Source organism: Sporosalibacterium faouarense (genome assembly GCF_016765695.1).
GTDB lineage: Bacteria > Bacillota > Clostridia > Tissierellales > VENL01 > Sporosalibacterium > Sporosalibacterium faouarense.
Genome location: NZ_JAETGO010000035.1, coordinates 26,314 through 41,978, shown reverse-complemented (window position 1 = coordinate 41,978; position 15,665 = coordinate 26,314). Strand labels below are relative to the sequence as shown.

The 15,665-nt window shown below is 31.6% G+C and carries 17 protein-coding genes and 1 riboswitch; of the genes, 2 read left to right on the top strand and 15 right to left on the bottom strand.

From position 1 onward, the window contains the following. Positions 1 to 173: 173 nt before the first annotated feature. Entirely contained in the window at positions 174 to 347 is a 174-nt protein-coding gene (locus tag JMO20_RS06385; protein ID WP_202708707.1) for a hypothetical protein, read from the top strand. A gap of 87 nt (positions 348 to 434) precedes the next feature. Here the strand turns inward: JMO20_RS06385 and JMO20_RS06380 are convergent, their stop codons facing one another. Further along, positions 435 to 656, bottom strand: coding sequence for a hypothetical protein (locus tag JMO20_RS06380; RefSeq protein WP_202708706.1), 222 nt, complete (start codon positions 654 to 656; stop codon positions 435 to 437). A gap of 63 nt (positions 657 to 719) precedes the next feature. Then, the gene (locus tag JMO20_RS06375) at positions 720 to 1,457 is read right to left on the bottom strand and encodes a hypothetical protein (RefSeq protein WP_202708705.1); all 738 of its coding nucleotides are present in this window, start codon (positions 1,455 to 1,457) and stop codon (positions 720 to 722) included. A 216-nt stretch (positions 1,458 to 1,673) separates the two neighbouring features. Here JMO20_RS06375 and JMO20_RS06370 point away from each other — a divergent pair, with 216 nt between their 5' ends. Further along, the gene (locus JMO20_RS06370) at positions 1,674 to 2,471 is read left to right on the top strand and encodes a DL-endopeptidase inhibitor IseA family protein (protein ID WP_202708704.1); all 798 of its coding nucleotides are present in this window, start codon (positions 1,674 to 1,676) and stop codon (positions 2,469 to 2,471) included. Positions 2,472 to 2,646: 175 nt separating this feature from the next. Here the strand turns inward: JMO20_RS06370 and JMO20_RS06365 are convergent, their stop codons facing one another. From JMO20_RS06365 to JMO20_RS06305, 13 genes are all read right to left on the bottom strand, one after another. Then, complete coding sequence (locus JMO20_RS06365; protein WP_202708703.1) at positions 2,647 to 3,543, bottom strand: toast rack family protein; 897 nt, start codon at positions 3,541 to 3,543, stop codon at positions 2,647 to 2,649. Between the two features lie 138 nt (positions 3,544 to 3,681). Beyond that, the gene (locus JMO20_RS06360) at positions 3,682 to 4,719 is read right to left on the bottom strand and encodes a bactofilin family protein (RefSeq protein WP_202708702.1); all 1,038 of its coding nucleotides are present in this window, start codon (positions 4,717 to 4,719) and stop codon (positions 3,682 to 3,684) included. Positions 4,720 to 4,722: 3 nt separating this feature from the next. Then, positions 4,723 to 5,262: an anti-sigma factor family protein gene (locus tag JMO20_RS06355; RefSeq protein ID WP_202708701.1), complete on the bottom strand. Its 540-nt coding sequence runs from the start codon at positions 5,260 to 5,262 to the stop codon at positions 4,723 to 4,725. Further along, on the bottom strand, positions 5,235 to 5,813 hold the full coding sequence (locus JMO20_RS06350) for an RNA polymerase sigma factor (RefSeq protein ID WP_202708700.1): 579 nt from the start codon (positions 5,811 to 5,813) through the stop codon (positions 5,235 to 5,237). The genes JMO20_RS06355 and JMO20_RS06350 overlap by 28 nt, the downstream gene beginning before the upstream one ends. Positions 5,814 to 5,962: 149 nt before the next feature. Continuing rightward, positions 5,963 to 6,646 (bottom strand): Yip1 family protein, encoded by a 684-nt coding sequence (locus JMO20_RS06345; RefSeq protein ID WP_202708699.1) that lies wholly within the window; start codon positions 6,644 to 6,646, stop codon positions 5,963 to 5,965. A gap of 18 nt (positions 6,647 to 6,664) precedes the next feature. After that, positions 6,665 to 7,114: a ribosomal protein S18-alanine N-acetyltransferase gene (gene rimI / locus JMO20_RS06340; RefSeq protein ID WP_202708698.1), complete on the bottom strand. Its 450-nt coding sequence runs from the start codon at positions 7,112 to 7,114 to the stop codon at positions 6,665 to 6,667. Next, the gene (tsaB, locus tag JMO20_RS06335) at positions 7,107 to 7,829 is read right to left on the bottom strand and encodes a tRNA (adenosine(37)-N6)-threonylcarbamoyltransferase complex dimerization subunit type 1 TsaB (RefSeq protein ID WP_202708697.1); all 723 of its coding nucleotides are present in this window, start codon (positions 7,827 to 7,829) and stop codon (positions 7,107 to 7,109) included. Before tsaB ends, rimI begins: the two co-directional genes overlap by 8 nt. Further along, the gene (tsaE, locus tag JMO20_RS06330; RefSeq protein ID WP_202708696.1) at positions 7,829 to 8,287 is read right to left on the bottom strand and encodes a tRNA (adenosine(37)-N6)-threonylcarbamoyltransferase complex ATPase subunit type 1 TsaE; all 459 of its coding nucleotides are present in this window, start codon (positions 8,285 to 8,287) and stop codon (positions 7,829 to 7,831) included. The genes tsaB and tsaE overlap by 1 nt, the downstream gene beginning before the upstream one ends. 235 nt (positions 8,288 to 8,522) lie before the next feature. Beyond that, on the bottom strand, positions 8,523 to 9,125 hold the full coding sequence (locus JMO20_RS06325; RefSeq protein ID WP_202708695.1) for an ECF transporter S component: 603 nt from the start codon (positions 9,123 to 9,125) through the stop codon (positions 8,523 to 8,525). Positions 9,126 to 9,257: 132 nt separating this feature from the next. Then, positions 9,258 to 9,377: riboswitch (FMN riboswitch) on the bottom strand. 79 nt (positions 9,378 to 9,456) lie between these two features. Beyond that, positions 9,457 to 10,617, bottom strand: a complete 1,161-nt coding sequence (locus JMO20_RS06320; protein ID WP_202708694.1) for an amidohydrolase family protein — start codon at positions 10,615 to 10,617, stop codon at positions 9,457 to 9,459. Between the two features lie 12 nt (positions 10,618 to 10,629). Beyond that, a complete protein-coding gene (locus JMO20_RS06315; RefSeq protein WP_202708693.1) occupies positions 10,630 to 11,790 on the bottom strand; it encodes an amidohydrolase family protein in 1,161 nt (386 codons plus the stop codon). Between the two features lie 88 nt (positions 11,791 to 11,878). Further along, positions 11,879 to 14,122 carry a hybrid sensor histidine kinase/response regulator gene (locus JMO20_RS06310; protein ID WP_202708692.1) on the bottom strand — a complete coding sequence of 748 codons (2,244 nt, stop codon included), beginning with the start codon at positions 14,120 to 14,122 and terminating at the stop codon, positions 11,879 to 11,881. A 202-nt stretch (positions 14,123 to 14,324) separates the two neighbouring features. Beyond that, entirely contained in the window at positions 14,325 to 15,626 is a 1,302-nt protein-coding gene (locus JMO20_RS06305) for an MFS transporter (protein WP_202708691.1), read from the bottom strand. Between the last annotated feature and the right edge of the window lie 39 nt (positions 15,627 to 15,665).

The window sequence follows — 15,665 nt, the reverse complement described above, 5'->3', positions numbered from 1 at the left end:
GTAACATTTTTAGTATTTTGTTACATCTCATTATATGATTAGTTAATTCCAACAGCACTTCCTTTTAAACATCTCATTCCTTATAAGATTCATATGAAAAATTTACTAACATATATATTCACTTTTGTTAGATACTAAATATAGAGGTAAATTAACCTTTAGGAGTGAAAACCATGGCTAAAAGAAAAAACACTTTCTTTAATAGGATATCTCAATCTAATATAGTCTCAGATGCAATGCTAAAGGAAGTAAATTATGGAGATTATGCCCTAATGATGGCATTAAAAGATAAACCTCAGAAAGTAATGAGTGAATTAGATAGCGACTATACTAAAGAGCTAAGGTAATTCATTTCTGATAACAAGTATAACAATTAAAGGGGACAGTTTCTGTCCCCTTTTACATTGTAATAACCTATATTTAATTGTTAAAATTTAGTACTCGTCATCTAGCTCCATTGCCATATTTGTGAGTATTTTATCTATTAAGTCAATATCGCATTTATGTTCTGCTGTAAAATGAACGCAGTTTTCACAACTCTTTGCTGTTTCTCCCATTATTGACACATCTGACCTTAAGGAAGAATCTTCTTCAAAGTTATATTGACTACAGCTCTTAGCTACTTTCATTAGTTGATCTTTATTTCCATTAGCCATAAATACCCTCCTACAATTCATAATTTTAAACAATTTAATAATATTATTTCATAGGAGTATTTATTATATACATCTAAAAACTCTCATATATATGTCCAATGTATTCTTAAACGCTTGAAAATATCTCAAACTCTTTTTTATTTTAATTTTTTCAAAGAATGATTCTTTCTTTTCGTAGTTTATACTACCATTAATATTACTCATCGGAATTATGATTTTTTCATGACCAGAATAGTTAAAATCTCCAGATACCTTTCCATTTGTTCCAAAAACTACCTTCTCCACTTCCATATCGACATTTCCCTTTATTTCTCCAGTTATTGTTAGAGTTTTGGCTTTTCCTCTTAGGTCAGTACCAATCAAGCCATCTATTTTAACTTCATTCCCTATTAATGTCATACTTCCATCTACCACTCCAGATTTATCTAAAATAAACTTATCTACAAGAGCACTCACATTTCTAAATACAGGTCCCGATATTTTAAGGGACTTTGTTGCCATTCTTACATCTCCCTTTATAGTTCCAAGTATTTCAGTAAATAAACTTATTCCTAGTATATCCCCATGAATAATTCCTTCATTGTATATTTTTCTTCCTAATACAAAAAGATCTCCCACTATTATTCCTTTATTTATAAAACTATCTATAAATTCAAATACATCATCGTTTATTTTCATATCTTTATTAATTTCTATACTCTTGAGTCCTTCTCTATCATCCTCTGGATTACCTAAAACAGTTTGTGGAATTATCAGTATAATATTTATAATAATTAATCCAATTATTAGTTTGATTTTCACCTTAATTACCTCCATAGCTGATATATTGTATATCTACTTTATATAGTTATGAGAAGTGAATTATAAATATTTCAACAACAGCAATAAATTGTTGACATTTCATTATTTTACATTTATTCTATAATATGTTAGGATGTTTTGCGAAAGCTTGAGGATATGATGATCTACATTTTCTAACTAGCCTACTTTAAAGTCATGTTAGGAAGGAGGCCCTTAATGAAAGTTTCAAGTAAATTAAATTTATTATTCTTACTTATACCCTTAATTTTAATAGGCTGTAACTCTACAGAAACTGTATCTATTGAAAAATATTCTTCATTGCAAAATGAAATAAACCTATTAGACAATCAAAGGGACAAGCTTAATAATGAGTTAAGTACTTCAAAAGCTTTAACGAATGAATTAAAAAGAGAAATAGATAACTTGAAGGATAGGATTACGGAACTAGAAAATAAGAATCTAAGTTTAGAAGAAAGAAATTCTAAATTGGAATCAGAAAACAAATCTTTAAGTATTGCGATTTCTAGCTCTGGAAAATCTCAACAAAATGATATAGTAATTTTAACTCACAAAGATGCTGAAGCCATTTTTCAACGAGCTCAAGAAATGCTATCTTTATTTAGAATTTCTTCATTACGGCATGACTGGAATACAGCATTAAAACATGGTGATCAGACTTATTATCTTGTAACTGATGAAGATTTCAAAACAAAAGATGATTTGAACAAGAAACTATCTACAATATTTACTGGTAGTTTATATGAAGACCTAGTATCTTTACCTAAATATATTTCTATTGATGGAAGACTTTATACCTATGGTGGGGAAGCAGGCTCTGACCCTGCCCTTGGTCACGTAGATATAGTATACGATCATACTGATAGTAAAAATCTAGAGGTTTATTATAAAGTAAACACTTATGATACAGAAAATAATCTAATTAGCAGTCATGACTACATTCTAAAATATGTTGATAATTCATGGTTAGTCAAGTACTGTGTATTTATAAGTTGATTCATACAACTTAAACTATGAATTGATAAGATATTAGTGCCTCTTTAACCTAGAAGTTTAATAAGATTCTTAAGAAAATTATATTTAATAATAAAAACCTCTCCTAATTGCATAAGTATATGCTTAGGAGAGGTTTTTTTCAATGCCTTTTATTTTCCTGCTAATATTTTACTCTTCATCTTACAGTCAAATTAAAAGCTGTTCCTCTAACCTCAATATCTATTTTATATTTTGCTGATTCATAATTATTACTTTTGTAGCCATCTTCACCTTTTATAAATTCTGACTCATCTATATCTAAACTTGAAAGTGTGCTTCTCTTTTCAATGCTTACTCCTACACTATCTGGTAAATCTAGTGTGGTTTGAGATGCGTTACCTTCTATTGAAATTTCCATATCTTTATCTATGTTTTCTCCAAATTCCAAAGCAATCTTACCAGCATTGACATCTATCTCAATCTCTTCAGGCCCTGCATCACCTAGTCCATAAACCTCCAGATTACCAGCATTAACATCTATTTCAAAGCTTTCCATATTCTCTTTATTTTTTTCATCAAAACGTATATAATTGTCAGTGGCATTTGCATAAAGTTTAAACTTAGAAATTAATAATCCTGTAAAGTCAAAGTCATTTTTAGATGCATTAGTAGTGATATCAAATTTTAATGGCAATTGATCTGTAAATTTAAGATCCCAATTATTCTTAAAGCTTCTTATGGACCTATATTTAAAATTATCTTTGATTAAAAGGCTGTTCCCTACTAACTCCATTCTCGGATCAAAGCCTACAATATTACTTTCTACTCTACCAGAAAAAAGTTTATCCTCACTTTTTTCTATATTTATCTTGGCAGCACTTACATTTATATCAACATCTAGGCTTTCTTCATTACCAATATCAAAATCTTGATTATAGGTCTCTAAATCTCCAAGTTCAAAATTCTCATCACCTACATCTATAGAAATCCGGTCATCGCCTATACCAATTTCAAGCCCATCTTCCAAATCTATTACGCATCCTGATAAACTTATCATGACAAACACCATAATTATAGCTAAAACTCTTTTCATACTTCTGCCCTCCTTCTTAATCTTTTTCTCTTCTATGCTAATTAACCAAAACACCTAATATATTTTTTCAGTCTAATTAATTCATGTTTAAATATATCTCTCTGAAATTAAACAAGATATTTCTTTATACTATCACCGTTACAATTTATCATTATCTTGAGTACTATTATCATCTTCTATATTATTATCTTCAATGCTCAATTGATCTTGTATTTCATCACTTCTATTATTATCATTTTCATCTTTTACCGTATATGTTGGTGCCTCATTATTTCCACTATGTTTAGCACTATCTTTACTCCAATACTCTGTAGTTCCAATTTTTGTATCAATAATAGCTCCCATTCCAATCAGTTTACCAAAATATAATATAGGCTTTAAGATTATTGTAATATCTATTAACATATATATTAAACTACCAACGAGTAATTGAGTAATTCTTGACCATTGACCTTTTTTACCTACTTTTCTACCTATAGCCATCTTAACAGCAGTATTTCCACCAAGACCTAATAACCATCTTAATATTAATAATATAGGTATCAGTGGTGTTCCAATAACTATTGCCCCTAATATGGTTAATGCTGAATAGAATACGATAACCCCTAGTATACCTATTCCTAAACGTCTTCCTATTCTATTAGATGTAGCATAGGTTATTTTGTCCATTCTTTCTGGTATTACTGCAACTAAAATAGCTGATAGTATGAATCCAAATATATTTTTAAGTGCAAAGAATGCAACAAGGAAAATTATCAATGCAGAGATACCTGAAATCTCACTTTCAAATAGTCTCATTGTGACTTCTTCACCCCTAATAATTGCACTATTAGGCCTATCATCATCTCCAATCGTAATTTGAATCATATCCCTTGTAACTATAGATTTTTCTCCCATATCAATATTTCCTAAAACTGATATTATATTTCCATCCAAATTTCCAAAGAGATTAACTTTACCGAAAATAGATATTACATCTCCATCTACTGTACCATCAATATCTACATCAGAGAAAATCGCAATTATATCTCCATCTAATTTAGTTCCTTCTTCGATTCTAATATCCTTAAATAACGCTATTTTATCTCCATGCACTACTTTTTCTGAAGCTAATGCTACTCCTGTTATTAAGGTTAATATAATTAATATACTAGCAATGATTCTTATTCTTTTCACTTTCTAACCCCTCCTTAACTTAAGTCCAAACTTTTTAATTATATATACTTCCGCTACAGCAATTGTTATAGTTGAACCCATCAGAATTGATAAAATTCCCATTCCCAAAATAAATACTAAGAGTAAATTACCATCAATAAAAGACATTAATTGAGGTAAGTTAAGCACAATAAAGTTTACTACTTTAATAGTTAAAGCTATAAAAACCTCCTTTAGAAATCCTAGTTTGCTATAGGCAACATATGCTGTAGTTCCCATCATAATTGTTATTGTTGCAAATAAAGCTAGTGTAATATTCCATACTTTAGTCTTAATGCTATATCTGTTCAAGTCAATACTTGACATAACTAAGTTTTCCATGTCTTCAGGAGGCTCTAACTCTTCCATATTTTCAACTAAATCTATGCTTTCAACGAGTAATGAAAACTCTTCGTTACAGTCTTCACATTCTTCAATATGACCTAGTAAGCTAATTTTATCTGATTCATTTATTGTTCCGTCTATATATTCCATCATCAATATCGAAGCTTTTTGGCAGTCCATTTAGTTTCCTCCCTTCTAACATTCTCTAATTCTTCCTTAAGCATTTTTCTACCTCTATATAGTCTATTTTTCACTTTAGTAAGAGGTAGCTTTAAAGTTTCTGATATCTCATTATAACTAAGATTTTGATTATGATATAGTACTATAAGTACTCTGTACTTATCCGGCAAAGAGGCTATGGCTTTAGCTATAGCTGCTTTATTCTCCTTGTGGATATATAGATTCTCTGCGCTTGTTGTGGTACTTCTATTGTCTAGCTCTGTATTTAGCTCAACGGTCTCAACTTTTTTTCTCTTTTTCTGGTCTAGACAATAATTAGTTGTAATTTTTAATATCCAGGAAGAAAATTTGTATTTTGGGTCATATTGATTTAAAGAGTTATAAGCCTTTATAAAAACTTCTTGAGTTACATCCATTGCATCATCTTTATTTCCTGTAAATCTGTAGGCTATATTATATATCTTCTTCTTATACTTAGTAACCAGTATTTCAAAAGAATTCCCATCTCCTTCCAGACATCGCTTAACAATATCAATGTCCTGTTCATTCATATGACCCCTCCTTTCTTCCCTTCATAATAATACTACGAAGTAATTTCCTATTTGTCTGAAATAAAAATACTTTTTTATAAATTAAATTTTAAAAAATTAAGACGAGCTAAATAAGCCCGCCTTATAGTTATAGTTATAGTTTTATTCAATTAGCTTTGAGACTGCATATCTGCTACCCAGTACATTATTACCTGCAAACTTCCATTTATTAATATCCATGATAGCCATGTTAATAAAACAGGTATTGCTGACTTTTTCTTACTTATTTCATATACATATGATACTCCAATTATAGCTAATATTTGATACCATACTGTGAAAATATTAAACTGTGCTAATATTGCATATAAAAAACCACTTTCCATAGATTGAGGCAATAGCTGAGCGAAGGATATAGAAACATCAAACTGTCCCTGCACCAAAGAAATAATGGCTATGATTGTTTCTCCAAGTATAACAGGTATGTATGAATATGCAATAACTGATAAAAACTGATTATAATTAGCATCTCCTCCAAAAATAGGAACAAATCCATGAATAATTCTACTTTTCACAAGAAGAATTAATACAGGAAATAATGCAAAAGAAAGAACTGATATGATTGTACTAAATATACCAGTGGCTTCATTCTGAGTTGACACTATATATTCTTGAAATAGATTAATCCTTATAAGTATTAATACAGCCATACTTATTACAATTGCAAGTAATGGTGATATAATTTTCGGATGCTGCACTAAGTTTGAAAATAATTTACTTGGTTTAGTAAAGACATATTTTAATCTCTCAAACCAATTTAAAGGTTCTTGTTCTTCATAATAACTATTGTCCATAACAACTCCTCCTTTATTTTAACCTAACTCCTTCCACATGATTATTGCATCTTCGTTTGTATCACTATAATATCCAGGCCTTATACCTACTTCTTTAAATCCATGCTTTATGTATAGTGATTTAGCTACATCATTAGTTTTCCTAACCTCTAAGGTGATAGCTCTCATATCTCTATCTCTACAAATTTCACTTATTTTACTAACTAATTTATCTCCTATTCCTTCACCTCTTTTGTTAGGATGAACCGCTACATTCGTAATATGTATTTCATCAACTATCAACCACATTCCAGCATATCCTACAACTTGTTCATTTTTTTCTGCTAATATATATTTAGATAGAAGATTCTTTTTAATTTCTGATTCAAAAGCATCTCTAGACCAGGGAGTGGTAAAAGACAGTCTTTCTATTTCCAACACCTGATCTATATCTTTTTCAGTCATCTCACGGATATTAATATTACTCATCTTTCTCACCGCAGAGCTTCATTTTCTTATCATATTCTCTTTGGGCTTGAGATTTTCTCAAATAATCTGGAACCAGATCCATAAAGCTTGTTACATCTCCAATCTTAGCTTTAGCCATTGCCAATTCAGCCACAGATGCAGCTCTAGCCATATTCACAGATTTAGGAGCAAATAATACTTTGCTTCCCAATCCTTCAATAATCTTATCCTTATATACTATGGCTCCATCTCCATTTACAATAACCTTTTCATTCCTTTTTAATAATTTGTCTAATAGTTCTTCAACCTCTATTGCATCTGGCTCTTCTATAACGCATAAATCTCCATCTTCCCATTTATAAATGCCAGTATATACCCTATCTCTCCTTGCATCCATCATTGGAACTATTATCCCTTCTGAATATGGAATATTAAATGCCAATGCCTCTATCGTAGATATACCTACTACTGATTTATTCATTGCATGAGCCAGTCCCTTAACTGTTGCAACTCCTATTCTTAATCCTGTAAAGGAACCTGGTCCAACTGAAGCAGCATAAACATCTATATCCTCAGGTTTAAGATCACAACTTGATAAAATTTCTTCTATTATCGGCATTATTTTTTGGGAATGGGTCCTCTTATGATTAAGTATGTATTCTCCTATGAGCTTTTCGTCATCCATAATTGCACAGGTTGCGACTATGCTTGATGTGTCTATGGCTAGTATTTTCATTACTTTTTCAACTCCTTGATTATTTCTCTATATCTATCTCCAATTCCCTGAATTAGTATTTCCCTTTCTTCATTTCCTTTTCCTCTTTTTATTTCTATAATCAATCTATCCTTAGGAAGCATTTCTTCTATCAAATTTGCCCATTCAATTAATGTCACTCCTTCAGAATAAAAATATTCTTCATAGCCCAGGTCGTACATTTCCTCTACATCATTAATTCTATATACATCAAAATGATAAAGGGGATATCTACCATCATACTCATTTATCAAAGTGAAGGTAGGACTAGTCACATAATCGTTTATATCAAGCCCTTCAGCTATAGATTGGGTCAAGGTTGTTTTTCCTGCACCTAGATCACCTATGAGACAGACAACATCTCCACCTTTTAAAATTTTCCCTAAAGCATAACCTAATTCTTTAGTTTCTTTAGGATCTTTTGTAGTAATCTTAAACATAATTTCATCCTTTCCGTATCTCAAAGCCTAATGATATTATATCCATATTGTTCCTTATGTACAATACATTATATAAAGATTCTAATTTCAATAGTTAGCCTAGTTGCATTATATCACAATATTAAAACTCTCCTTACAATAAATAGTTATATTATTTTAACTATTTATTGTAAGGAGAGCATATCAATTTAATCCTTATATATGTTATTTCATATCATTGCATTTCCTAATTAACCTATCTATGAAGTATAGGAGAAATTCTTTTATATATTACTAAAGTTACTAATGATACAATAATTCCCTTTATGAGATTAAAAGGTACCACAGTATAAAGTATGAAAGACTTTAAATCGACAACATAATTATTTACTGCCTTAGCCATATCTATTATTGATTCCAACGGCATTCCATATAACTTTACATAGAATGGTATCAACACAAAATAGTTAGCTATAGCCATACCTATTGTCATTACTACTGTCCCTACGGCCATACCAATTACTGCACTCTTAACATTCTTATTTTTATAATAAATATATCCTGCAGTATAAACGAATAAACCACCTACAATAAAGTTTGCTAATTCTCCTACAGCAGCTGTGTCAGTTCCTTTGAGTACTATGTGCAGTAAATTCTTCAAAAATTCAATCATTACTCCAGCCATTGGTCCCAATGCAAATGCTCCAATTAAAGCAGGTAAATCACTAGCATCTATTTTCAAGAATACTGGTGTAAACCAAAGAGGAGCTTCTATAAGCATTATAAGGAAAGCTAATACTGACAAAATTGAAATCTTAGTGATAACCTTTGTTGACATTTTCTCATTTATTGCTAACATAATAATCCCTCCATAATAAATTATATTTTTATTGTGTTGATGGGAGGCATATTAAATAATTTTAAAACCCCTTGAAGAAAATCTCCAAGGGGTTAATTTGCCATACATCTTAAATGCACTCTAAATAAGTACAATTCTCTTCTCCCATCCAGACTTTACTGTCGGTCTTGGAATCACACCAAGTCAACTGTTTAATACAGTTCGCGGACTATAACCGCCGGTCGGGAATTTCACCCTGCCCTGAAGATTCAAATATTCATTTGTACCTACATTATTGCACATAATTAAATTTTTGTCAATGATAATTATGTAATCTTCCAGCCTAATTATCTCAATTCTTATATACAACTTTACCATTTATAATTGTGGCATAAGTTTTACAATCCACATCCAAAATTGGATTACCATCAAATATTACAATATCAGCATCTTTTCCTATTTCTAAGCTTCCCACTCTATCTGAAATCCCAAGTATTTCAGCTGGATAAATAGTTATAGCCCTTAATGCTTCCATTTCGTCCATTCCTGCATCAACTGCTTTTCCCGCACAAATGGGCAAATGCTGTAATGGAACAACTGGAGCATCAGTTGTAATGGCCACCTTTATTCCAGCCCTATTAAGAATCCCTGGAGTCTCAAAGGTCTTGTTCTTTGTTTCAAATTTCCCCCTATGACCTAAAGTAGGTCCAATTATAGCTGCCTTATCCTCTTCAACCAAATGGTCTATAATCATATGTCCTTCTGAACAGTGATCTAATGTAATATCAACATCAAATTCTTTGGCAATTCTTATTGCAGTAAATATATCATCGGCTCTATGGGCATGGGCCTTTAATGGTATCTCTTTCCTAATCACCTTTGCCATAGCATCTAGCTCCATATCAAAATCTGGCTTTTTAGACTTATCTTCCTTAGCCAACTCAAGCTTTTTATTGTATTCTTTAGCTTTGAATAGAGTCTCTCTAAGAATAGCAGCTACTGCCATCCTAGTCGTGGGTGATTTTTTCTGACTATTATATACTCTCTTTGGATTTTCCCCAAAGGCAATCTTCATTGCAGAAGGGTTTTGAACAACCATATCATCAACTCTATCACCATAGGTCTTTATAGTTACAAACTGTCCCCCAACTACATTTGCACTCCCAGGACCTGTACAGGCACAAGTAATCCCTGCTTCATATGCTTCCTTCAATGTTCCATCCATAGGATTTATTCCATCTATCCCTCTTAAATGAGGAGTTACAGGGTTCACTGCTTCATTACCATCATTACCTTCAAAGCCTATTCCTTCTTCATGTATTCCTAAATGACAATGAGCCTCTATAAATCCTGGCATAACTACTTTACCTTCTGCATCAATTACTTCTGCATCCAATGGAGCTACTATATCCTTTCCAATTTCTTTAATTCTTCCATTCTCTACAAGTATGCTTCCTTTATTTATAATATCACCGGTTATAGTGAAAATTTTCCCATTTTTTATTAATAGCACCTTTTACCCCCCTTACTTTTTATAAACTATCTTACCATCTATTATTGTAAACGAAGCTTCACATCCAACATCCATAAGTGGATTTTCTTCAAATATTACGATATCTGCATCTTTTCCTACTTCTAAGCTTCCAACTCTATCTGCTATCCCTGCGATTTCTGCAGCATTTATAGTTATTGCCTTAAGTGCCTCCATTTCATCTAACCCTGCCTTAGCTGCCAATCCAGCACACATTGGTAAGTATTGCAGTGGTATAACAGGAGAATCCGTTGTTATTGCAATCTTAACACCTGCTTTATTAAGGGCATTTGGAGTTTCAAAGCTTGTATTTTGTAACTCGAATTTTGATCTATGACCAAATGTAGGTCCCACTATTGCTGATTTTCCCTCTTTTGCTAAATAGTCAGCTATTAAATGTCCTTCTGTACAATGATCTAATGTCATATCAAGACCAAACTCATTTGCTATTCTTAATGCTGTGAATATATCATCTGCTCTGTGGGCATGGGCTTTAAGAGGAATTTCTTTTCTTATAACCATAGCCATAGCTTCAAGCTTCATGTCAAATTTAGGTTTTTTAGACTCATCATCTTTTGATAATTCAAGTTTTTCATTATATTCCTTAGCTTTATATAAAGTTTCTCTTAATATAGCCGCAGTAGCTATCCTAGTCGTTGGTGATTTTTTCTGTCCATTATATACTCTCTTTGGATTTTCTCCAAAGGCAACCTTCATAGCTAAAGGAGCTTTAACAATCATATTATCTATTCGATCTCCATATGTCTTTATAGCCGCAAATTGTCCTCCAATTACATTTGCACTTCCTGGCCCTGTACAAGCACAGGTTACACCACCTTGTTGAGCTTCCTTAAAAGTTATATCCATAGGATTTATTCCATCAATAGCTCTTAAATGAGGTGTTACTGGGTCAACTGCTTCATTTCCATCATCACCTTCAAATCCAATTCCACTTTCCCACATACCTAGATGACAGTGAGCATCAATAAAACCTGGCATTACTGTTTTTCCTTCTGCATCTATTATTTCTACATCTAAAGGTGCCACAATATCTTTGCCAATTTCCTTTATCTTTCCGTTCTCTATTAAAATGCTTCCATTCTCTATGACTTCCCCAGTCATCGTATAAACCTTCCCATTTTTAATTAAAAGCACAACAATACCCCCTTATTTTAATTTTATTTCGTGACTCTAATTAATATTATATCCTTTGTTTAGTTTTTCTTCAACCAAATTAATTTACTTAACATGTACTTTTTACTTCATCTAGAGCCTTAGCTAAATCTTCTATCATGCAAGGCTTCTCTAGAATATAATCTATTTTATCTAAATATTCATCATTAATATTTTCTGGCCATCCAGTCATCAAAATAAATTTAGTTTCAGGATAATCTAATTTTATTTGCTTGGCCAAGTCTAATCCGCTTACCTTAGGCATTGCTAAATCACAGAAAATCACATCATACTTTGAGTTAGAAAGCTTCTCAATGACTTTTTCACTATTTGTTTCTATATCACTTTTTACTTCTAGCATACCTAATAATTCTTTAAGAGATCTTGCAACCTTATCCTTATCATCTACAACCAGTGATTTAATTGAGTCAAAAGTAGGTATAGTATATTTCTCCTTCTCAATTGCTCCCTGCCCAATTTGATTTTTAAACTCAATAATGAATTTAGTGCCACAATTTTCCCTACTTTCTACTCCGATTTTTCCACCATGCTCTTCAAATATCTCTTTACTTATACTTAACCCAAGTCCAGTACCTCTAGCTTCCTTTGTACTATAAAAAGGTTCAAATATTTGTTCCTTTACCTCTTGAGTCATACCTACTCCATTATCTTCTATTTCTAAATAAACTTTATCTTCCTTATCATATGTCGAAATCCTAAGACTTCCACCTTCTTCCATGGCATCCATAGCATTAAATATTATATTTAATATCCCCTCTCTTATTTCATGCTCATTACAGTAAACATGTCCTTGAGAATTTAATGCCCTAATAAGGTCTAATTTTACTCCCTTACTCTCATAGAAATTCTTCCATTTGGGTCTTGCCATCTGTATAGAACTTTCTACAATCTTATTAAAATTAACAATTTCTTTTATCTTATTAGTTCTTTTTTTAGTCAGTGTTTGTATTTTATCTACTATAGCCCTACCGTCTAAAGCAGACTGATTTATTATTTCTAAGTATTCTTTCATTTCTTTATTATCAGTACGCTCCAATGCAACAATAGAAAAACCTAATATAGAAGTTAGAATATTATTGAAATCGTGGGCTATTCCTCCAGCCAATTCTCCAAGATTCTTTAGTTTCTCTGCTTTAATTAACTCTTTCTTCTGCTCAGCACTTTCTTCATGCTTCTTTAGTAATGCAAGAAGGGTATTGCTAACAGCTTCTAGAAACGGAACATGTTTTGTCATAAACTCATTGTTCTGAGTAAAGAATAAAAAAATCGCACCAATTGCAACCTTATTTTCTTCTTTTATAGGAATCTCAATCACAGATTTCACTTCAAATATTTTGACAATCTTGTATCTAACTGGATTAATATATTCATTAGAGTTATTCACTATAACATTATTTGATGAATATCTATGGGGAGTATGTTTTTCATAGCTTAATTTCTCAAGTTCTTCTAGGAAACCATAGGGTAAATTATATCTAGCCACTATATTACGTTTTTTCTCTTTACTATAGCTCAGCATATAACCAAAGTCGGCTCCAACAATTGTAGAAATGGTGTTCAATGCTTCATTTAGAAGTTCTCCTTGGCTTTCTTTATAGGATATCTTCATTATTAATTTATTGAGAAATTCAAGCTTCTTCTTATCTTTATATAACTCTGCTTTATCAATAAACATCTTTCTAAGAAATTTAAATACTAGCTTGACCTCTTCAAATTTATCAGACAAGTAGAGATAGCTTTGATTATCATCATCTAATATAAACATGTCGTGCAATGGCATTAGCTCAAAAAATCTCTCCTCATTTAATACATCCACAATATAGGTAGTAAAAATCATAATTTCTTTCTGCTGACATAATTCTTTAATTCTTCTGTGAAACTTTGCCATATCATTAAAAGTTGCATGTTTACTATAGAAACCATCTCTTCTTCCTAGAAAGATTATATCTTCATATTGGTTTTTTCTACATTTATCAATTAAATCTTTGTAGTATTTAATTATCTTATCATGATCAATAACACCATTATTTAGATATTTTTCTTGAGACGAAACATATATAATTCTATTCGCTCTTACTAAGCCTTCGTAATCAAGATTCCATGATTTAAAAATCTTAACCTTTCGATTTAAATCTTCAATTGAATTATAAACATACACTAAACATCCTCTTTTTCTTAACAATTGTAGAATAAGCTTCTTCAATGCCCCTTCTTCTAGTGAGCTTAAGCTAGAACTTATAACCCCACAGAATTTTCCTGGTTCATATTTTATGATTTCCTTATTATTAGCCATAGCATCACCTACACCCTTTTGTATTATTTACCTTTTATTACATCCAATTCCATAAGTCCACGTGATAAACTTCTATAAAAGTATGCAAAATCCTTCATTATATTAAAAATTAAATTCACAGCTTAAATTTTAAAAGGCAACACATCTGTTTATAGATGTGTTGCCTTTTGCTTGTAATAATCCTGTCTTCTATAATCATAGCTTAATTATGATTATATATATTCTTGCAATTTGTTTCCTTAACAAACACTACGCTTAGAACAGCCATAATAGCTCCTACTAAACATAGCATAAAAGCTTTATTATATGAATCTATATTGTACACCTTTGCTCCTTCCAGCATTTTACCTGCCCAGTTATGATCTAAAATATAACCTATTAAAGGCTGAATAATGGCTGCAAATAAAAATCCACCCATATTCACTGTTCCTGTAGATATACCTGCATAGTCTGGAGGGTTGACCTCTTTAGCACATGCCCAAGAAAGTACAAACCCTGAGCAAGAGAAGCCCATAATAAAGTACAATACATAAAGAAATCCAAAGGTCATATCGCCTGAATTCACAAAAAGTAGAATTATCCAAGTTAATAGGTAAACTATGGAAAACACTATTAGTGGTAGCTTTCTCTTTCCAATCTTATCAGAAATAATTCCAACTACAAGACTACCTATCATAAGTCCTACTGTAACTGTCATCGTAAAAGTAGATGCTTTTCCTTTAGTAACGTTATAGATATGCATCATATAGGGTACTCCCCATGCTCCAATAAAGGAAATCATAGTTCCAAACATTCCACCAAATATAAAGAATCCTGGCCATGTCCTAGGATTTGAAAAAACTCTACTAATACTCTTACCAACACTAACCTTCTCTGTACTAGTCTTTAGAGTTATTGGATTTAGTCCAACATCTTCAGGCCTATTCCTGACAATGATAAATATTAACGCTGCTATTATTATAGTTATAATACCTATTGTTGTGAAAGACATCCTCCATCCCATATATGAAACCATTAGTACCAATGGGAATTGAGCTAATAATGATCCTCCATTGCCAAAAAATGAAGTAAGACCCGACATCCTTCCAAACTCATCTTCTTTAAACCATTGAGATAATATTTTTAACGTTGATATAAATACAACAGACACTCCTAGTCCCACTATAAGCCTACCTATATACCCGACAGTAATGCTCTGTCCCATACTAAATATTATTGAACCGATACCTGCTAGTAATGTACCTATTGTAACCGTTTTCCTTGCCCCTAAAGTATCAGCTAGTATGCCTGAAGGGATCTGCATAAGCATATATGCATAGAAATACATTGATCCTAAGTTGCCAAATTCAACATCACTAATACTGAAATCTGTAATTAACTCAGTTCTTACTACTCCAACTGCAACTCTGTGAAAAAATACAACTACGTATGCTAGGGCAAGAATCCCCCAGATAAACCAACGACGCTGGTACTCCTTAATATTATGCTGATTTAGATCGCTCATTTTATCCTCCTTATCATATGTTATTTTGAGAAAATCCCA